The organism is Agromyces sp. CCNWLW203 (genome assembly GCF_036576125.1).
Classification (GTDB): Bacteria; Actinomycetota; Actinomycetes; order Actinomycetales; family Microbacteriaceae; genus Agromyces.
In genome coordinates, this window is the sequence record NZ_JAZHYX010000001.1 from 791368 (window position 1) to 810944 (window position 19577).

19 protein-coding genes are annotated in these 19577 nt (G+C 70.3%); 12 read left to right on the forward strand and 7 right to left on the reverse strand.

Going from position 1 to position 19577, the window contains the following annotated elements; translation table 11 throughout:
* Positions 1–12: 12 nt before the first annotated feature.
* Positions 13–1233, forward strand: a complete 1221-nt coding sequence (locus tag VPH61_RS03635; protein WP_332062148.1) for an ROK family transcriptional regulator — start codon at positions 13–15, stop codon at positions 1231–1233.
* A gap of 21 nt (positions 1234–1254) precedes the next feature.
* Here VPH61_RS03635 and VPH61_RS03640 read toward each other — a convergent pair whose 3' ends face one another.
* Positions 1255–4887, reverse strand: a complete 3633-nt coding sequence (locus VPH61_RS03640; RefSeq protein ID WP_332062149.1) for a bifunctional proline dehydrogenase/L-glutamate gamma-semialdehyde dehydrogenase — start codon at positions 4885–4887, stop codon at positions 1255–1257.
* 154 nt (positions 4888–5041) lie between these two features.
* On the opposite strand from VPH61_RS03640, the gene VPH61_RS03645 reads away from it, so the two are divergent.
* Both VPH61_RS03645 and VPH61_RS03650 read left to right on the forward strand, forming a co-directional pair.
* Positions 5042–6028 carry a LysR family transcriptional regulator gene (locus tag VPH61_RS03645; RefSeq protein WP_332062150.1) on the forward strand — a complete coding sequence of 329 codons (987 nt, stop codon included), beginning with the start codon at positions 5042–5044 and terminating at the stop codon, positions 6026–6028.
* Between the two features lie 25 nt (positions 6029–6053).
* The gene (locus VPH61_RS03650) at positions 6054–6791 is read left to right on the forward strand and encodes an META domain-containing protein (protein ID WP_332062151.1); all 738 of its coding nucleotides are present in this window, start codon (positions 6054–6056) and stop codon (positions 6789–6791) included.
* Positions 6792–6794: 3 nt separating this feature from the next.
* On the opposite strand, the gene VPH61_RS03655 is transcribed toward VPH61_RS03650, so the two are convergent.
* Entirely contained in the window at positions 6795–7787 is a 993-nt protein-coding gene (locus tag VPH61_RS03655; protein WP_332062152.1) for a helix-turn-helix transcriptional regulator, read from the reverse strand.
* Positions 7788–7847: 60 nt separating this feature from the next.
* Here VPH61_RS03655 and VPH61_RS03660 point away from each other — a divergent pair, with 60 nt between their 5' ends.
* The 6 genes from VPH61_RS03660 (at position 7848) to VPH61_RS03685 (ending at position 13518) form a co-directional block, all read left to right on the forward strand.
* A complete protein-coding gene (locus VPH61_RS03660; RefSeq protein WP_332062153.1) occupies positions 7848–8834 on the forward strand; it encodes an ATP-binding cassette domain-containing protein in 987 nt (328 codons plus the stop codon).
* 121 nt (positions 8835–8955) lie between these two features.
* Positions 8956–9738 (forward strand): ABC transporter permease, encoded by a 783-nt coding sequence (locus VPH61_RS03665; protein WP_332062154.1) that lies wholly within the window; start codon positions 8956–8958, stop codon positions 9736–9738.
* 106 nt (positions 9739–9844) lie between these two features.
* Entirely contained in the window at positions 9845–10375 is a 531-nt protein-coding gene (locus tag VPH61_RS03670; protein ID WP_332062155.1) for a VOC family protein, read from the forward strand.
* Positions 10372–11184, forward strand: a complete 813-nt coding sequence (locus tag VPH61_RS03675) for a MerR family transcriptional regulator (RefSeq protein ID WP_332062156.1) — start codon at positions 10372–10374, stop codon at positions 11182–11184. Before VPH61_RS03670 ends, VPH61_RS03675 begins: the two co-directional genes overlap by 4 nt.
* Before the next feature lie 67 nt (positions 11185–11251).
* Positions 11252–12916 carry a phytoene desaturase family protein gene (locus VPH61_RS03680; RefSeq protein ID WP_332062157.1) on the forward strand — a complete coding sequence of 555 codons (1665 nt, stop codon included), beginning with the start codon at positions 11252–11254 and terminating at the stop codon, positions 12914–12916.
* A 38-nt stretch (positions 12917–12954) separates the two neighbouring features.
* Positions 12955–13518, forward strand: a complete 564-nt coding sequence (locus VPH61_RS03685; RefSeq protein ID WP_332062158.1) for a TetR/AcrR family transcriptional regulator — start codon at positions 12955–12957, stop codon at positions 13516–13518.
* A 13-nt stretch (positions 13519–13531) separates the two neighbouring features.
* On the opposite strand, the gene VPH61_RS03690 is transcribed toward VPH61_RS03685, so the two are convergent.
* The 3 genes from VPH61_RS03690 to VPH61_RS03700 form a co-directional block, all read right to left on the reverse strand.
* On the reverse strand, positions 13532–13891 hold the full coding sequence (locus VPH61_RS03690) for a DoxX family protein (RefSeq protein ID WP_332062159.1): 360 nt from the start codon (positions 13889–13891) through the stop codon (positions 13532–13534).
* Positions 13892–13967: 76 nt separating this feature from the next.
* Entirely contained in the window at positions 13968–14327 is a 360-nt protein-coding gene (locus tag VPH61_RS03695) for a DoxX family protein (protein ID WP_332062160.1), read from the reverse strand.
* A 197-nt stretch (positions 14328–14524) separates the two neighbouring features.
* Entirely contained in the window at positions 14525–14956 is a 432-nt protein-coding gene (locus VPH61_RS03700) for a hypothetical protein (protein ID WP_332062161.1), read from the reverse strand.
* A gap of 86 nt (positions 14957–15042) precedes the next feature.
* Between VPH61_RS03700 and VPH61_RS03705 the strand changes: the two genes are divergently transcribed.
* Complete coding sequence (locus VPH61_RS03705) at positions 15043–15597, forward strand: SRPBCC domain-containing protein (protein ID WP_332062162.1); 555 nt, start codon at positions 15043–15045, stop codon at positions 15595–15597.
* A 9-nt stretch (positions 15598–15606) separates the two neighbouring features.
* The gene (locus VPH61_RS03710) at positions 15607–16716 is read left to right on the forward strand and encodes an AI-2E family transporter (protein ID WP_332062163.1); all 1110 of its coding nucleotides are present in this window, start codon (positions 15607–15609) and stop codon (positions 16714–16716) included.
* A 45-nt stretch (positions 16717–16761) separates the two neighbouring features.
* Here the strand turns inward: VPH61_RS03710 and VPH61_RS03715 are convergent, their stop codons facing one another.
* Complete coding sequence (locus VPH61_RS03715; RefSeq protein WP_332062164.1) at positions 16762–17118, reverse strand: PRC-barrel domain-containing protein; 357 nt, start codon at positions 17116–17118, stop codon at positions 16762–16764.
* Positions 17119–17237: 119 nt separating this feature from the next.
* Positions 17238–17795 (reverse strand): acyl-CoA thioesterase, encoded by a 558-nt coding sequence (locus VPH61_RS03720; RefSeq protein WP_332062165.1) that lies wholly within the window; start codon positions 17793–17795, stop codon positions 17238–17240.
* Positions 17796–17921: 126 nt separating this feature from the next.
* On the opposite strand from VPH61_RS03720, the gene VPH61_RS03725 reads away from it, so the two are divergent.
* Positions 17922–19367 (forward strand): hypothetical protein, encoded by a 1446-nt coding sequence (locus VPH61_RS03725; RefSeq protein WP_332062528.1) that lies wholly within the window; start codon positions 17922–17924, stop codon positions 19365–19367.
* Positions 19368–19577 lie beyond the last annotated feature (210 nt).

Here is a 19577-nt window from a genome sequence, read left to right on the forward strand (position 1 = left end):
GAGGGTGCGGCCATGACAGTCGTCAGAACGGGCGGCACATCGATCGTCAAGCGGGTCAACACCGGGCGAGTCCTGGCAGACCTTCGCCGGCGCGAGGCCCCGGCGCGCATCATCGAGATCGCCGAGGCCATCGGGCTCGCCCGACCGACCGTCGCCCAGATCGTCGATGACCTCGTCACCACCGGTTGGCTTCACATGCACGAGAGCCTCGAGACGGTCGGTCGCCCCGCTGTCAGGGTCTCGCTCAACGTCAGGCGAGTGACCTCCCTCGGCCTCGACGTCGGACCGCATCGCATCGTCGCGCAGGTGCGCGATGGGTCCGGGCAGCTGCTCGGCGGGGCAGAACTGCGGCACGACGTCCGCGAAGGTCGTGCCCTCCTCGACCTCGCACTGAAGGTCGTCGCAGAGACGCTCGAGTCCGCAGGAATCGCGCCGACCGACCTCGCGGCAGCCTGCGTCGCGAGCATCGGCGTCGTCGACCATGCCACTGGTCGCATCCACGTCGTCCGCGAGATCGACGGGTGGGAGCAGATCGATGTCGGCGCCGAGCTCGGTGCCGTGCTCGGTTGCGCCGTCCGCGTCGACAATGACGCGAACCTCGCGGCCCGCGCGATGCTCGCACTCGATGAGACGCCCGCATCGTTCATGACGATGCAATGGGGCGAGCGGGTGGGCGCAGGTCTCGTGCTCGATCGGCGCCTGTTCAGGGGCGGGAACTCGGCCGCCGGGGAGATCGGCTCCTTGCCGGTGCGCGACCCGTGGGCGGGCGAATGGGCGAGCCTCGAGCAGGTGATCGGTTCGAAGCGCATCGGAGAGATCGCCCGTCTCTTCGCCGCGCGCGACCCGGATGGTTCGTTCGCGGCCGGAGTCGATGACGTCGATCCCACCGAGTACGTGTTCCGGAAGGCCGCGGAGGGCAACCGGACCGCCGAGCTCATCATCGACGAGATCGCCGACGTCGCGATCGGGGCGATCGCCCCGATCGCGCTCGCACTCGACCTGAACTGCATCTACGTCACGGGCGGTATCGCGCGCGGAGGCGCGGTGCTCGCGGGCGCACTCGAACGCCGGTTGCACGGCAAGACCCTGGTTCCGATCGGAGTCAGGATCTCACCGTTCGCCGAAGACACGGTCGTTCGTGGTGCCGGTTCGGCCGCCGCCGACGATGCCTGGAATCGGGTCCTCACCGAAGAGCTCGGCGCCGTCGCGCTTCAGTCGGCTGCCGGGGCCTGACCCCGACAGCCTCCCGTCGAATCAGATCACGCCGTCGGAGAGTGCCGTCGGGTTGCCGAAGCGGTGGTTGGTAATCGAGATCGCCTGCTCGTGCAGGAACGGCAGCAGCTCGACACGGCCCGAGGGCGTGACGGGGTGCGCCCACACCGCGACATCCGGAGTGCCGTCGATCGCCTCGGCCAAGGCGGATGCCCCGCCGCCGACGAGTCGCACGCGCGGCGTCGTGATGCCGCCCTTGGCCGCGCGGCCGAGCCACGCGGAGTCACCCTCGCGCACGACGCGGAAGTCGCGCGCCGAGAGCAGCGTGCGCACACCCTTCGGCAGCTCAACCGCGGTCGAGACCGTGAGGGGCGACTTCGCGAGCAGGCCGGCCGCGATGACGCGGAGTCCCTCGGCGAGGCTCGCCTGCTCGCCGATGCGCACGGTCACGGGCAGCGGCCGGTAGCGGAAGAGATTGCGTTCGACACCGACGCCCGACACGTCCTTCACGACGCCGTACTCCTCGGCCCACGCGAGCTCGTCCGAGAGCGCCGAGCGGCGCAGCACGTCGAACGCGTCGTAGTCGAGCGCCGACTGCGACGCCTCGATGAGCTCGGCGACGCGCTTCTCGAGCCCGCGCAGGTGCAGGGTGCTCGATGACGTGCCGTGCTGCGGCAGCCACTCGCCGAGGCCGAACAGGTAGTTCGGGCCACCGGCCTTCGCGCCCGCGCCGACCGCTGAGCGCTTCCAGCCGCCGAAGGGCTGGCGCTCGACGATCGCGCCGGTGATGCCGCGGTTGACGTAGAGGTTGCCGGCCTCGACCCGGTCGAACCAAGTGCCGAGCTCGTGCGCGTCGAGCGAGTGCAGGCCGGCGGTCAGGCCGTAGTCGACGGCGTTCTGCAGGCGGATGGCCTCGTCGAGGTCCTTCGCGTGCATGATGCCGAGCACGGGGCCGAAGAACTCGGTGAGGTGGAAGTACGAGCCGGGCGCGACGCCAGTGCGGATGCCCGGCGACCAGAGCCGGCCGGTGTCGTCGAGCTGCTGCGGCTCGACGAGCCATTCCTCGCCGATGCCGAGCTGGGTGAGCGCGTGCAGCAGCTTGCCGTTCGCGGGCTCGACGATGGGGCCCATCTGGCTCGTCGCCTGCTCGGGCCAGCCGACCCGCAGCGAGCGGGTGGCGTCGACGAGCTGGCGGCGGAACCGCTCGGACTTCGCGACGGAGCTCACGAGGATCACGAGCGAAGCGGCCGAGCACTTCTGGCCGGCGTGGCCGAAGGCACTCTTCACGACATCGGATGCCGCCAGGTCGAGGTCGGCCGACGGCGTCACGATGATCGCGTTCTTGCCGCTCGTCTCGGCGAGCAGCGGCAGGTCCTTGCGGAACGAGCGGAAGAGCTGCGCCGTCTCGTACGCACCCGTGAGGATCACCCGGTCGACCGCGGGGTGGGAGACGAGCTCCTTGCCGAGTTCGCGTTCGCCGATGTCGACGAGCGTGAGGAGCTCGCGCGGGATGCCGGCCTCCCACAGCGCCTCGACCATGACCGCACCCGAACGCTGGGCGAGCTTCGCGGGCTTGATGATGACGCCCGAGCCCGCGGCGAGCGCGGAGAGCACGCCGCCGGCCGGGATCGCGACCGGGAAGTTCCACGGAGGCGTGATGACCGTGAGCTTCGAGGGCACGAAGACGGCGCCCTGCACGTGGTCGAGCTCGCGGGCGCGCTCGGCGTAGTAGTGCGCGAAGTCGATCGCCTCGCTGATCTCGGGGTCCGACTCGGCGATCGTCTTGCCGGTCTCTGCGGCCATGACCTCGATCAGCCGATCGCGGTTCGCGGCGAGCGCGTAGCCTGCGCGGTGCAGCACGGCGGCTCGCTCGGCCCCGGGCAGCTGACCCCACGCGCGGCCGCGGGCGGCGACGGTCTGCACGACCCGCTCCAAGGTCGCGGCGTCGTCGATGCGCGCAGCAGCGATCGTCGCGACGCCGAGCGTCGACCCGGGCACCCGCTCGAGGATGCGGCGGCCCCACTCTCGGTTGGCCGCGAGGGCCGGGTCGGTGTCGGGCTCGTTGCGGAAGCCGGGCGTCACGCCATAGCCGGCGGGGGCAGCGGATGCCGCGGCATCCGTCAGCTCGGCGCCGTCGATGCCGGAGGATCCGCGAGTGATGCCGAGCACGACGCTCGTGAGCGAGGCGTCGTCGTCGTTCGGGAGACCGGGCGCCGGGGCATCCGGAATCGTCATCGCGGCCGCGAGCGTCTCGTCGGTCCACTCGGTGTGGCGGTTCTGGGTGCGGTTCGGCGCGGGCGCCTGGGCGACCGTCGGCTCGAGCGCCGCGAGCGAGGCGAGGTAGCGGGCCTGCTCGCGCTGGAACAGCGGCTCGCTCGCGGCGAGCTCGAACACGGCCGACATGAAGTTCTCCTGGCTCGCGTTCTCTTCGAGGCGGCGGATCAGGTAGGCGATGGCCACGTCGAACTCGCTCGGGTTCACGACGGGCGTGTAGAGCAGCAGATTGCCGACGTCACGGCGCACGGCCTCGGCCTGGCCGGTCGCCATGCCGAGCAGCATCTCGAACTCGACACGCGACTCGACACCGCGCTCGCGGGCGGTGAGCCAGGCGTGAGCGACGTCGAAGAGGTTGTGGCCGGCGACGCCGAGCTTGACCGCGTCGGTGCGCTCAGGCGTCATCGACCAGTCGAGCACGCGCTTGTAGTTGGTGTCGGAGTCCTGCTTCGAGTCGTAGGTCGCGAGCGGCCAGCCGTGCACGGCCGCGTCGACGTGCTCCATGGCGAGGTTCGCACCCTTGACGACGCGCACCTTGATGGGGGCGCCGCCCTGTGCGCGACGGTTCTTCGCCCACGCCGTGAGCTCCTGCATCGCGCCGAGCGCGTCGGGCAGGTAGGTCTGCAGCACGATGCCGGCCTCGAGCCCGCGCAGCTGCGGCTGGTCGAGCAGGGTCGTGAAGACCGCGATCGTCAGGTCGAGGTCGCGGTACTCCTCCATGTCGAGGTTGATGAACTTGCCTCTGCTGGCTGAGCCTGTCGAAGCCTTCGCCGCGAGCTCGTAGAGCGGGGTGAGCTTCGCGACGACCTTCGCGACGGCCTCGTCGAACGACCACATCGAGAGCTGGCTGACGACGCTCGAGACCTTGATCGACACGTAGTCGACGTCGTCGCGGGCGAGGAACTCGTAGGTGCCCGCGAGTCGCCGATCCGCTTCCTCTTCACCGAGCACGGCCTCGCCGAGCAGGTTCAGGTTCAGGCGGTTGCCCGACTCGCGGAGCGTCGCGATCGCCGGGCCGAGCTTGTCGGGCGTGGCGTCGAGCACGAGGTGGCCGACCATGGCGCGCAGCACCCGTCGGGCGATCGGGATGACGATCCACGGCAGCACCGGCGCGACGACGCCGCCGACGCGGATCGCGGCCTTCAAGTACCAGGGCAGGAACTTCGGCGTGAGCTTCGCGACCTGCTCGAGGTTGCGGCCGGCGACGCCGAGGTCTTCGGGGCGCATGACGCCGTCGACGAAGCCGACCGTGAAGTCGAGCCCGCGCGGGTCCTTCAGCACGCCGGCGAGGCGCTCGGCGGCCGGATCGGCGGGGTGGTCCGCGCTCTCGGCCAGCCAGCGGCGCACGAGGGCGACGACGTGATCGGTGTTCGGCCGGGCGAGCGCGTCGACATTCGACATGGTCACGAGGGTACTGTCCTTTGCTTCGTGCGCGCCGGGGGGTCACGCGCCTGTCGGGTTCAGTATGCGCCGCGACATCCGTTCGGTAAAGCGAATGAATCTGAACGATACTGTTCAGAAGAGCCGAAAGATTACGGATGTCCCGGAGGTACCCATGCTCGACGTGCGAAGACTGCGGCTGCTCGTGGAACTCAGCGACCGCGGCACGCTCTCGGCCGTTGCCGATGCGCTCTCGTACAGCCCGTCGTCGGTGTCGCAGCAGCTCAGCCAGCTCGAGCGCGAAGCCGGGGTGCCGCTGCTCGTGCAGGTCGGGCGCCGTGTGCAGCTGACCCCGCAGGCCGAGGTGCTCGTGGGGCATGCCCGCGCCGTGCTCGACCGGCTCGAGGAGGCCGAATCCGAGGTGGCGCGCTCGCTCACCACGGTCGGCGGCACCGTGCGCATCGCCGTGTTCCAGTCGGCGGCGCACGCCGTGGTGCCGCAGGCGCTCACCCTGCTGCGCGCCGAGCATCCCGACCTGCGGGTCGAGGTCACCGAGCGCGAACCCGACGTCGGCCTGTTCGAGGTGTCGGCGCGCGACTTCGATCTCGTGATCGCCGAGCAGTACCCCGGCCACACGCGCGCGCACCGCGAGGAGCTCGACCGCGTGCACCTCGTCGCCGACGCGATCCGGCTCGCGCTGCCGCCGCATCCGTCGCGCGGGCTGAGGACGCCACTTGTCGGAATGCCCGACGCAGAGCGACCACATGCGTCGTCTCGACGGGGAACCGGTCCTGCGGAACCATCGCCGCTCGCCGCGGCATCCGGCATGCCCTGGGTGCTCGAACCCGTGGGCACGGCCTCGCGCGACTGGGCGGAGCAGCTCTGCCGCGACGCGGGCTTCGAGCCCGACGTACGGTTCGAGACGGCCGACCTCATGGCGCACATCCGCCTGATCCGCTCGGGCAACGCGGTGGGCCTTCTGCCCGACCTCGTGTGGGCGGGTGAGGCGCCGAGCGTGACGCTCGTCGACCTGCCGGGGCATCCCGAGCGCGAGGTGTTCACCTCGACCCGGCTCGCGGCGGCCGCTCGACCGGCCGTCGTCGCCTGCCGAGACGCCCTCGTGCGTGCCGCACGCGCGACGGCGACGCCTTCGGCCCACTGACGCCTTCGGTGGATACGCTGTGCGCATGTCACGAACGCTGCAGCGCCTCGCACTGTCCGGCACGATCCTGCTCGCGGCGACGTTGCTCACCGCGTGCGCCGGCAACCCGGGCGGCGAACCGACCGAGCCGGTCGACCCCGTCGGCACCTGGGGCGATGCCGCCACGGCCGACGAGCCCTCGCTCGTGCTCGGCGACGACGGCGCGCTGACCGGCACCGACGGCTGCAACCGCCTGATCGGCACGTGGACCGCCGAGGCCGACACGGTCACCTTCGTCGAGGTCGCCTCGACGCGCATGATGTGCGAGGGCGTCGACACGTGGCTCTCGGCGCTCGCGACCGGCACGGTCGACGGCGACACGCTCACGGTCTTCGACGAGTCGGGCGAGGAGATCGGCACGCTCGAACGCGCGAGCGCCGACGAGGCGACCCCTGATGCCTCGATCACGCCCTCCGCCGACCCTGCCCTGTTCATCGGCACCTGGGGCACCGCGACCACCGACACCGCCCCGGGCGAGCCCTTCATCGTCATCGCCGAAGACGGCACCGCGACCGGCAGCGACGGCTGCAACGGGTTCGGCGGCATGACCTGGACCGTCGACGGCGCCACGATCACGTTCACCGGTGGCGCGATGACCCTCATGGCCTGCGAGGGCGTCGACCAATGGTTGAACCAGCGCTCGACGGCAACGGTCGACGGCGACACGATGACGTTCTTCGACGAGTCGGGCGCCGAGATCGGCACGCTGCCCCGCACGGCGTAGCGGTCACCCCCGAGCGGATGCCTCCGCGAAGCGCTCGGCCTGCATCGCGAGGAAGTCGAGCACCTCGGCAGGCCCCTCGACGCGGTAGCGCACGCCGCGCGGCATCCACATGAGGGCCATCGAGAGGTTCTCGACCGAGTCGGCCTCGAGCGGCCACGCGCAGTGCCCGCCGTCGATCGCCACGACGTCGCGCCCGTACCAGCCGAGGTGCTCGACGAGCTCCGCCTGCGGCAGCTCGGCGATGACGCGTGCCTTGACGCTCCGGTCGCGCCAGCGCACCGCAGCTTCGACCCGCGCCCGAGCATCGTCGTCGCTCACCGGCCGCGGCTCGAACCGCACCCGCGTCGGGAAGACGTCGCTCATGCGGTCGAGCCGGAACGTGCGCCAGTCCTCGCGCTGGCGATCCCACGCGAGCAGGTACCAGCGCCGGGCCACCGGCACGAGCCGGTACGGCTCGACCACTCGGGCCGACGCCTCGCCGGTGGCACCCGTGTAGGTGAAGCGCAGCCGCTCGGAGTCGCGGCAGCCGAGGGCGAGGAGGCCGAGCAGTTCGGCGTCGACCTCGGGGGTCGGGCGGCGCGAGCGCGCCGACCCGGGCCCGCCGGCCCCCGTCGCCGCGTGCGACTGCAACGCCTCGATGCGGCGGCGCAGGGCGGGCGGCAGCACCTGCTCGATCTTCGCGAGGGCACTGATGGTCGTGTGCTCGGCCCCGCGCAGCCCCGCCGTCGCCTGGGAGCGAAGGCCGACGGCGATCGCGACCCCTTCGTCGTCGCTCAGCAGCAGGGGCGGCAGCCCGGTGCCGGCCTCGAGGCGGTAGCCGCCGGCCGAGCCGCGCGCCGACTCGATGCCGTAGCCGAGCTCGCGCAGCCGGTCGACGTCGCGCCGCAGCGTGCGGTCGGAGACGCCGAGGCGGTCGACGAGTTCGCGCGCCGACCAGTGCCGGTGGCTCTGCAGCAGGGAGAGCAGTTCGAGGGTTCGCGAGGTCGTTGCGGCCATGCTCCAAGTTTCTCATTCATGCGGACAGAAACTGACCGGATGCCTCGAGAAACTGAGGTCATGACGAACCAGATGATCTCCGCTCAGGGCCTCACGAAGACGTTCCCCGCCAAGGGGAAGGTCGTCGAGGCCGTCCGTTCCGTCGACCTCGAGGTCGGCGCCGGCGAGCTCGTCGCCTTCCTCGGCCCGAACGGCGCCGGCAAGTCGACGACGCTTCGCATGCTCACGACCCTGCTGCCGCCGACGAGCGGCGAGGCGATGGTCGCGGGCTCCGACATCCGCCGCGACCCCGCCGGCGTGCGCCGCCGCATCGGCTATGTCGGGCAGGGCAGCTCGGGCGGCCACACCCAGCGTGTGCGCGACGAACTGTACGCCCAGGGCGCCTTCTACGGCATGGGCCGCCGCGAGACGCGGGCGCGCGCCGCCGAGCTCATCGAGTCGCTCGAGCTCGGCCAGGTCGCCGGCCGGCAGGTGCAGTCGCTCTCGGGCGGCCAGAAGCGCCGGCTCGACATCGCGCTCGGCCTCATCCACCGGCCCGAGCTGCTCTTCCTCGACGAGCCGTCGACGGGCCTCGACCCGCACAGCCGTGCGAACCTGTGGGAGCACATCGTCGACCTCCGCCGCGAGACGGGCACGACGATCTTCCTGACGACCCACTACCTCGACGAGGCCGACCAGCTCGCCGAGCGCGTGATGGTGATGGATCACGGCCAGGTCATCGCCGACGACACCGCCTGGGCGCTCAAGGAGTCGCTCGCGGGCGACCGCGTGAGCCTCGCCTTCGAGACGGCGGCGGATGCCGCGGCAGCCGCCGCCCGCATCGGCGGCGAGGCCTCGGGGCCGATCGTCACGGTGACCGCTCCCGGCGGCGATCGGGCACTGCCCCGCTACATCCGCTCGCTCGGCGATGCCGGACTCGACGTCGTCGCGGCGACCCACCGACAGCCGACCCTCGACGACGTGTTCCTCGCCCTCACCGGCCGCACGCTCCGCGAGGCCGCGCACGCCGAGCCCGCGGCGGCCGAGCCCGCGGCACTCGCTGGTTGAGGAACGCCCGACGAAGGAGGACGTGTCTCGAAACCCACCCCGATCAACAAGAGGTTTCGAGACGGCCCTGGCGGGCCTCCTCAACCCGCGATTCCACCAACGACACGAAGGAGCAACTCCCATGACCACCATCGACACCACCGCCCGCCCCACCGGATTCGTGCGCGACACCGCCGCGGTCTTCGTGCGCGAATCCCGACCGCTCGTGCGCGACCCGTTCAGCGTGATGTTCTCGCTCGTGCAGCCGCTCGTCTTCCTCGGCCTGTTCGGCCCGCTGCTCATCGGCGCCTCGGGCGGCGACGCCGCGGGCACGCTGCAGTGGTTCGTGCCGGGCATCCTCGTCATGGTCGCGCTGTTCGGCACGGCCTCGACGGGCGCGAACCTGCTGTTCGAGATGCAGACCGGCTCGCACGAGCGCACGCTCGTGGCGCCGCTCTCGCGCAGCGCCCTGCTCGTCGGCCGTGCGCTCAAGGAGGTCGTGCCGCTCGTCATCCAGGGCACGATCGTCGTGCTCGTCGCCGTGCCGTTCGGCTTCTCGCTCGACGTGCCGGGCCTCGTCGCCGGCCTCGCGGTGCTCGCCGTCTTCGGCATCGGCTTCGGGGCACTCAGTTACTCGCTCGCCCTCGCCTGCCGCAACCGCGACTGGATGTTCTGGATGGTGCACCAGACGCTGCTGTTCCCGCTGATGATCCTCTCGGGCATGCTGCTGCCGCTCGAGGACGGCCCCGCCTGGATGCAGGTCGCCGCGGCGATCAATCCGCTGAGCTACCTCGTCGGCGCCGAGCGGGCGCTGCTCTCGGGCGATTTCGGCGCTCCCGCCGTCGTCGGCGGCGCGATCGCGGCCGCCGTGACGTGCGCGATCGGCATCGTAGTCGGGGTGCGGGCGATGAAGCGCGCGGCCTGAGGCCCCTGCAGCGAGGGCGAGCGGATGCCGCATCTGCTCGCCCTCGTCGTGCTCCCGGTCGCGTGAGTTTGACCCTCACGCGACGTGAGGATTCAGGCTGTCTCACATGCCTGATTACTTCGATGCATTCGAGATGAGCCCCGTTCCCGACGGCCCCGACGCGGTCGCGCCGGATCCCTTCCTCGGCATCTATGCGATGCCCATGTTCGTGAAGATCCCGACGAGAGACCTGCGCGCGTCGACCGAGTTCTGGGTCGACGGGCTCGGCTTCGTCGAGCTGTTCAGCGTTCCCGGGCAGATCGTGCATCTGCGACGGTGGGCGTTCCAGGACGTCCTGCTCGTTCCGGCGGACGACGATGCGGCCCCGTCAGCGGCGCCGACGGTGCACGTGTTCGTCTCCTGCGTCCTCGGTCAGCTCGAGTCGGTCGCCGACGCTTGCCGAGAGCTGTCACCGGATTCGGTGACCGGGCCGTACGACACGGCGTGGAGAACGCGCGACATCGCGGTCGTCACCCCTGAGGGGGCGCACGTCACGTTCACGGCGGCGACGCCGTTCACGCCCGACAGCGACGTGGGGCGCGATTTCGCATCCGTCGGGATCTTCGCCCCGGGCGACGCCGAAGGAGGAGCACAATGACAACGATGGTTCACAACGAGACCGATGAGGATGCCACGGTCGGCGTCGCCGCCGACCTCCTCGGACTGACCGTGCGCACGCTCCACCACTGGGACGAGATCGGTCTCGCATCGCCGTCTCACCGCACGCCCGCCGGCTATCGCCTCTACACCTGGGACGATCTCGAGCGTCTCAGCAGGGTCGTGGCGTACCGCGAGGCCGGCCTCACGCTCGACGCGATTCGCGACGTGCTCGATGACGCGACCGCGGAGATCGGAGACACGCTGCGCGAGCAGCGGGCGCAGCTGGCCGAGCGGATCCACGATCTGCAGCAGCTCGACGAACGGCTCGAGCGTATGACCGACGCGCACGAGCGCGGCATCCTGATGGGCGACGACGAGCAGCGCGAGGTCTTCGGCGACGACTGGGATCCGCAGCAATCGCGCGCGGCCCGCTTCGTCTGGGGAGGCTCGCGGCAATGGGCGCAGTTCGCGGAGCGTTCCGCCTCCCGCTCGAAGAGCCAGTGGCGTGAGCTCTCCGAGTCCATGTCCGCGCTCCAGCGAGACCTCGCCGATGCGGTGGGCCGTGGCGTCGAGCCGGCAAGCGAGGAGGCCGATGAACTCGTCGAGCGCCATCGGGAGTTGTTCTCGAACTTCTTCCCGCTGACGCGGCAGATGCAGGTGTGCCTGGGCCGGATGTTCGAGGCCGACGAAGGATTCTCGTCGTACTACAACGGGATCGGAGACGGCCTCGCGACCTGGTTCTGTCAGAGCATCGACGAATCGGCGCGCCACCACGGCATCGACCCCGAGACCGCGACCTGGGAGTAGCTCGCGGTCGCCCACCTGCAGGGCGCGCGCCGCACCGCTGGTCGGGGCGTTCGCCTACGCTCGTGACATGCCCCTCCCCTGCACCGAGCACGACGTCGTGATCCTCGGCGGTGGCCACAACGGCCTGACCGCAGCCGCCTATCTCGCCCGCGCCGGCAAGCGGGTGCTGCTGCTCGAGCGCAGCGACCATCTCGGCGGCGCCGCCGTCTCGGCCGAGGCGTTCGAGGGCGTCGATGCGCGCCTCTCGCGCTACTCGTATCTCGTGAGCCTGCTGCCCCCGCGCATCATCGACGACCTGAGTCTCGACGTGCGGCTCGTGCGTCGCCGCTTCTCGTCGTACACGCCCGACCCGGCCGACCCCGCGCGCGGCCTGCTCGTCGACAACGAGGCCCCGCCGACGGGCCCGGGAAGCACGGCGGCCGCCTTCGCCCGCATCGACGCCGAGCCCGATTCCGCGGCGTGGCAGGCGTTCTACGCCGACACCGCCAGGGTGGCCGAGCGTCTCTTCCCGACCCTCACCGAACCGCTGCCGACCCGCGCCGAGGCGCGAGAGCTGTTCGCTGATGAACGGCTCTGGCGGGAGTTCGTCGAGCGGCCGCTCGGCGAGGTGATCGACGCCCGCTTCACGAGCGACCTCGTGCGCGGCGTCGTCGCGACCGACGGGCTCATCGGCACCTTCACCGAGCTCGACGACCCGTCGCTCGATGCGAACCGCTGCTTCCTGTACCACGTGATCGGCGGCGGCACTGGCGACTGGGACGTGCCGGTCGGCGGCATGGGCGCGGTCACGGGCGAGCTCGCACGAGCGGCCCGCGAGGCCGGTGCCGAGCTCGTCACCGGCGCCCAGGTCGTCGCGGTCGACCCCGCGGGCGGCGAGGTGCGCTGGCGACAGGCCGGCGACGAAGTCGAGCGGATGTCGCAGGCCCACGTCGTCCTCGCGAACGTCGCGCCGGCCGTGCTCGACCGGCTGGTCGAGGCGGGCGCGAAGGCGTCGCCCGACGGCGTGACGGCTGCGTCGGGCGGCGTGCCCTCGGTCGTGCGCGAGCGCCTTCGACACCTCGACGCCCCCGAGGGCGCCCAGGTGAAGGTGAACCTGCTGCTCACCCGGTTGCCGAGGCTGCGCGACGCCGAGGTCGCACCCGAGGCCGCGTTCGCGGGCACCTTCCACATCAACGAACTCGAATCGCAGCTCGCGACGGCGTACGGCGAGGCCTCGCGTGGCCGGGTCCCGTCGCGACTGCCGTGCGAGATCTACTGCCACACCCTGAGCGACCCGTCGATCCTCTCGCCCGAGCTCGCGGCATCCGGTGCCCACACGCTGACCGTCTTCGGCTTGCACGTGCCGCACCGCCTGCTCGAGCGCTTCGGCAACGATGAGCTGCGGGAGCAGTTGCAGGCCGCCGTGCTCGCCTCGCTGAACTCGGTGCTCGCCGAGCCCATCGAGGGCGTGATCGCGACGGATGCCTCAGGCCGCCCCTGCATCGAGACGAAGACGACCCTCGACCTCGAGGAGGCGCTCGCGATGCCGGGCGGCAACATCTTCCACGGCAGGCTCTCGTGGCCGTGGGCCGAGCCGGGCGCCGCACTCTCGACGCCCGCCGAACGCTGGGGCGTGGCGACCGCCCACCCGCGTGTGCTGCTCTGCGGGTCGGGAGCCGTGCGCGGCGGAGCGGTGAGCGGCATCGGCGGTCACAATGCGGCGATGGCGGTGCTCGAGGCATCCGTCGCCTGACGAACGCGCTCGGGTCGGAGCCCCGATATGGTGACGGCATGGCGATCACGCGCACCGACTGGCTCGATGCCGGGCTCGACGTGCTCGCGCGCGAGGGCGCCGATGGCCTCCGGATCGATCGCCTCGCGAGCCGCCTCGGCGTGACGAAGGGCTCGTTCCACCACCACTTCGCCGGCGCCGCGGGCTACCGCACGGCGCTGCTCGATCACTACGAGCAGTTGACACTGCAGGCGCTCGACGCCGCGGTCGAGGCTCGGCAGCAGCAGGGCACGCGAGCGACCCTCGAATGGCTCGTGGAACTCGCGACCGACGAGCCGTCGTCGATCCGTCGCGCCGAGCTCGATCGCGCGGTTCGCGCGTGGGCGAACTCCGACCCCGAAGCGCGCGCGACCCAGGCTCGCATCGACGCCCGGGTCATCGAACTGCTGCAGACGGCCTGGCGGCCGGCGAGCGAATCGGATGCCGCGGCGCGCACGGCAGCCCTCGTGCCCTACCTGGTGTCGCTCGGCGCTGCGGTCACCGTGCCGCCGATCTCCGCGGCGGAGTTGCGCGCGGTGTACGAACTGCTCCTCGGCGCGGTGCCGGGCGCTGCGACCGACTGAGTCGCCGCGCGCCTCAGAGCACGAAGCAGAACAGCCCCACGGCGATACAGCTGACGAGCATGCCCGTGGCGTTCACGAAGAGGTTGCGCCCGAAGTCGCGAGCAGCGAAGTGCATGCCGATCGCGACCACGAAGTAGGCGACGAGCGCCGCACAGGTGACGAGTCCGAGCCACGGCACCCAGATGCCGAGGACGAGGCCCGCCGCCGCCGCGAACTTGACGGGGGCGAGCACCCACCACCATCGGCGCGGGAAATGCACGTCGTCGAGGCATTTCGCGATGAACGGGAGCGGAATCGCGCTCATGACACCGTCGGCGACTTGGATCAGCGCCAGGACCACCACCGGCCACACGGGATCCGGAATGACTTCCATACGGCATACCATACCGTATGGTACGCCGAATGAACATCCCGGTTCAGGGTCGCCCGATCGGGCCGGCAGATCGGGGTCAGCCGAGCAGCACCCAGGCGACGCCCACGACGAGGGCGACGATGCCGAGCACGAGGCTCGGCAGGAACGACTCCTTGCGCTTCACGTGCAGGGCGACGGCGACAGCCATCGTGATCGCGAGCGCGAAGGCCGCAACCGGCGTGAGCCACGGCAGGATGCCCGTCGCCGCGGGCAGCACGAGACCGATGGCACCGAGCACCTCGACCAGGCCGATCGCCTTCAGCTGGCCGGCGCTCACGTCTTCGACCCAGGGCATGTTCGCGAGCACGGCCTCACGCGACTTCGTGGCCTTCATGGTGCCGGCCATGCCGAACATGAGGGCGAGCAGCCCGGTGACGATCCACAGTGCGATGAGCAAGGTCTCTCCAGAGTTTGTTAGTTACTGTTCGTGCGTAACGCACGAACGGTGACACTAACGCATGGAGGCCGCGCACTTCACCGTGCGTCACGCACCCGGAGGTGCGTAACGGGCAGCACGAATCTGCTGGTCGAGCCTGTCGAGACGTGGTCGAGGCGTGTCGAAACCTGGTTTCGACACGCTCGACCCGTCGAGCGTCAGAAGACGAAGACCTGGCCGAGCACCATGATGGCGATCACGAAGAGCACGATGATCGCGCCGACGATCGACAGCGACTTCACCGAGAGCTTCGCGACGCCGTAGCCGACGAGGAACGGCAGTGCGAAGAGGAAGATCGTGACGGTCCACCAGAAGAACTGGTACCCGCCCTGCGTCGCCTCGGAGAGTCGACCGGCGAAGAGCTGCTGCGAGTGCGGGGTCGTCGCGAACGTGAATGCGGCCGACAACGGGATGGCGATGAGCGAGAAGACGATGAGGCCGGCGAGGGATCCCCAGAGCCCGGCCTTGTTGTTCTCGGGGTCGATGTTGAGCGCCTGCTCTCTCGCCGCCGATTGCCCGCCCGACGACGTCTTCACGCCCGATGACGACTGCCCACTCGACACACGCTTGCGTCCACCACTCGATCCCATGGCGACACTCTAGTGGGCGGCGGGCCGCTCTGGCGGTTGGCGCGCAGCGGGATTAGCCTGAAGGAACGAGCGAACGGGGGCCGACGATGACCGCGAGACCGACCGGGCACTACGTGCTGAAGGACGACGGCCTGTACCTGCAGTTCGACCGCCTCTTCTACGCCCCCATCGAAGACGTCTGGTTCAGCCTCACGAACCCGAACGCCATGCGCGCCTGGATCGGCACCTACACGGGCAGCCCCGCGACGGGCGGCGTGCGGTTCCGCATGGAGGCCGAGGGCGAAGGCGAGTGGCAGAACGTCACGATCCTCGAGTGCGCCGCCCCGCATCGGTTCACCGCCGACTCCGGTTCGGGCCCGACCGGCATCCGCCTCTTCTGCCATCTCGTCGAGGGCGGCGGCATGACGACGCTCACGCTCGGGCAGCGTCTCCACGACCGCGCCGAGTCGGCCGACATGGGGCCCGGCTGGGACTACTACCTCGACCGTCTCGCCGCGGCGCGGGCCGGCACGCCGCAACCCGCGTGGGAGACCTACTATCCCGCCTTCTCGCGGCACTACCGCGAGCTCGAGGTGCCGACGCGACGCGCCGGCGAAGGTGCGCCCGGAGTGCTCCGCGATGCCGCTGCACGCCAGCCCTAGACTGACGCAGTGAAGAGCATCGAGCGTCAGGCCCGCGAGACCACTGAAGCGTCGGGCTGGCGCGCGCGCCACGCGAACCTGATGGCCGACAAGCCCTTCCAGTGGGCATTCGTCGCGACCCTCGGCGTCGTCGTCGCGCTCGGCATCGCCGCCGCCTTCGCGAGCATCTCGAGCGTCGTCTTCTCGGTGCTCGCCGCAGCGTTCATCACCCTCGGACTCGACCCGCTCGTGCGCTGGTTCGAGCGCCGCGGCCTGAAGCGCGGCGCCGCCATCGTCACCGTCATCATCCTGTTCGTGCTCGTGATCATCGGCATGCTCTGGCTGGTGCTGCCGATCGTCATCACCCAGGCCTCGGCCTTCGTCAAGGGCCTCCCGGCCATGTACCAGGAGCTCGAGACCCAGGACTGGTTCCAAGACGTGCAGTCCGGTTCCGGCGGAGTGCTCGGTGCGGTCTACACGTGGGTCGTCGACACCATCAGCGACCCGAACTTCTGGGCGACCGTCGGAGGCGGTGCGCTGAACGTCGGCTTCGCGATCATCGGCGGCCTCTCGAGCGCGTTCTTCATCTTCATCCTGACGATCTACTTCACCGCGACGCTCGACACCTCGAAGCGGGCGATCTACACCCTCATCTCGGCATCGCACCGCGAGCGCGTCGTCGGCTACGCCGAGCGCATCATGCAGAACGTCGGCCGCTACCTCAGCGGCATGGTCGTGCTCGCGTTCTTCAACGCCGTGTACAGCTTCATCCTGCTGTTCCTCGTCGGCGTGCCGTTCGCGCTCGTGATCTCGGTGGCGGCGTTCTTCATCACGCTCATCCCCCTCATCGGCACCGTGCTCACCACGGCGGTCATGACGGTGATCGCATTGTTCGTCTCGCCGACTGCGGGGCTCATCGTGCTCGTCGCGATGCTCGTCTACATGCAGGTCGAGGCGTACGTGCTCACTCCGAAGGTGATGAGCAAGGCCGTGCAGGTGCCCGGCTCGATCGTGCTCATCGCGGCGCTCGCGGGCGGCACGCTCGCCGGACTGCCGGGCGCGCTCGTCGCGATCCCCGTCGCCGCCGGCATCCTGCTGATCATCAAAGAGGTCGTCGTGCCGAGGAAGGCACGCTCCTAGGGGTCGGCGCTCGGTGCCCGGCCTGCAGCCGGGCACCGAACGGGATCACTCGTAGAATCCGCCGTAGTAGTTCCCGAGGCGGTCTCGGGAGTCGGGGCCGAAGGTCGTGGCCTCGTCCAGCTCCGGGGAGTTCTTGATCTGGTCCTTGGTCAGGTCGACGTAGACCTTCTCCTCGTCGTCGTCGACGCGTTCCACGGTGCCGGCCGGAAGGATCACCCTCCGTCCGAAGATCCACGGGCCCGTGTCGACGACGATCCGGCTGGTGCCGACCTCGTCACTGGCTTCGTCGATCTTGCCGATGTCGCCATCCGTGGCGTGCACGCGGTACCCGACCATTCCGGCGGCACCTGGCGTGCGAGCGGCCGACTCGCGGTAGGACCATGGTTCCCATGACGCGCTCATCTCTGCTCCTCCTTTGTCATCGCCTGCCACGCTACGCGCGTGTTCGCGGCGGATTCGACCCCTAGCCAAACCCCGCGAAGAGGCGTAATACAGGGAGAGGCGCGGATGCGGCGAGCGGGCTAGCTCCAGCTCGACGGCGCAGCAGCGCGGGTGGCGGGCAGTGCGACATCCGCTCCCCACCGTTCGATCCACTCCGGGATCCGATCGGCGTCCGAGACACCGAGCGCCTCGACGATGTCGGCCATCGGCACCGTGCCGCCGCCCTTCTTGAGGAACCGCGCGCGGATGAACCCCTGCGCGTAGATCTCGGGCTCGCCGTCGGCACCCGGCCGCACGTAGCGCTGCTCCATGTAGACGGCCTTGTCGTCGTGTCCGACGAGTCGTGACTCGATCGTGAACCGGTCCCAGAGCTGCAGCGACTTGCGGAACGTGATGGTCTCGCTCGCGACGACGGGGTACCAGTTCTTCTCACGCATCATCGCCCAGACGCCGTTGCGCACGAGCATGTCGAAGCGCGCGACATCCATGATCGAGAAGTAGACGCCGTTGTTCATGTGCCGGTTGATGTCGAGGTCGGTCGGCAGGGTGATGAAGTTCGTGCGGGCGACGTCCCAGTGCCCGAGGTCGGGCTTGCGCCGCGAGAGGAACAGCACGTGGAGCAGGGTGCGGAAGAACATGTGCATGATCCACGAGCGTAAGCGGCTTCCGCCCGGCCGGGCATCCATTTGGTACTGCTCACAGTCGACGCGCGGATGCCTCGGCCTCCCTTTGTCCGGAACCGCTACCGTGGTCTCGTGCGAGCCATGCTGAAGACGACCGGCCGGCTGCTGCTCGCCCACTGGCCGGCGCTCGTCGCATGGTTCCTCGCGGGTCAGCTCGCCGGGTACCTGCTCCTCGAGGGTGCCGGCTTCGTCGCGGCGTACGCTCCGACCGCCGGGCTGCTGCTCGTTCCGCTCGGCATCCTCGCCCAGCTCATCTCCTTCGTCGCGATGTTCCTCGTGCTGCGCGACGGCTTGCCGGAGCTGCAACGCCTCTCCCCGCGACCCGCGGATGCCCGAGAGCGACGCCGCGAGTTCCTCGACGCCCTGCTCGGAGGCATCCTGCCCTTCTTCGCCGTGTACGCGGCCTGGGGGTATCTGCGCAACGACATGTCGGCGTACGCCGCGCGTGCGCTCGAGGTGCGCTCGGGCATCGGGTGGGCCGAGCTCGCCGAGAAGGTCGAGCGGGGTGACCTCTCGCCGAGCGAGGCGGTCGCTGGTCCCGACTACACCGGCTTCGCGCTCGAACCGCTCACGATCGTGATCCTGGTGCTGGCCTTCGCCGCCCGCTGGGCGCTGAAGCGCTCCTCCGAGCGGGTGCCCAGATGGATGAACGTGGTCTCGGTGTACCTCGAGGCGGTCTGGGTGTTCCTCACTGTGAGCGTGATCGCCGACCTGCTCGGTCAGCTCGGCGGCTGGGTCGACAGCCGTCAGGCGATCGCCTGGCTCGCCGACGCGCGCGAGTGGCTGGCCGAGCACCTGCTGGCCATCACCTGGGTGTGGGAGGCGATCGAGTGGTTCCTCGGTGAACTCGGCGGCGTCGTGCTGCTGCCCATCGCCTGGCTGACGATCGCCGGTGTGCTCTACGGGCAGGCCGTCGCAGCGGCGGCCCCGCAGCTGAGCAGCCCGACCGTGCAGGCGGCGCGAGGGCGCTGGGCCCGGTTGCCCGGCGGCGTGCGCCGACGACTCGCCGACCTCTGGGACGAGTTCGCCGGCCGGTTCCGCCCGATCGGGCGCGTGCTGGTGCTCATGTGGCGAGCCGGGCCGCTCCTCATCGGCGGGTACATCCTGCTCTACACCGTCGTGCTCGCGCTGCAGCAATTGCTGCGCCTCGGCCTCACCCGCGCCCTCGGGCCGAACGAGTTCACCTCGTTCTGGCTGGTCGCCGACGCGGTGATCCTGCTCATCGTGCCGCTCGTGATCGAGCCGTTGCGCATCGCCTTCATCGGCGGCGCCTACGATGCGGTGCTCGGTCGGCTGAGATCAGCGGATGCCTCGGCCCTGACGGATCCGAATGGCGACCTGTCGGAGCTCGGTGAGGCCGGCGCCGAGGCCTCAGGGCTCGAAGCCTCAGGGCTCGACGACGAGTCGCGGGAAGGCCGGGATCAGGTCGACGCCCTCGATGTCGACCGCGAAGGGGCCGACAGCGTCGGCGGGCACCAGGTAGGGCACGACGATCGTGAACGGCTCCGTCGCATCGATGGGGCATGAGTCCCACGAGTCCGCGCCACCCGCCCAGTCCACCTCGTAGCTGCCGCTCCCCCACTCGCGCTGTGCACCCTGGAGCTCGTGCAGGCTCGGCGGGAGGCACGTGACCGCCTCCTCGGCCGGTCGCACCTCGATCGTGACCCGGTAGACGACGGCGTCGGCCGGCAGCTCGGCATCGGCCGGCGGATCGAGCTGCTCGATGCTCGCCGGTCC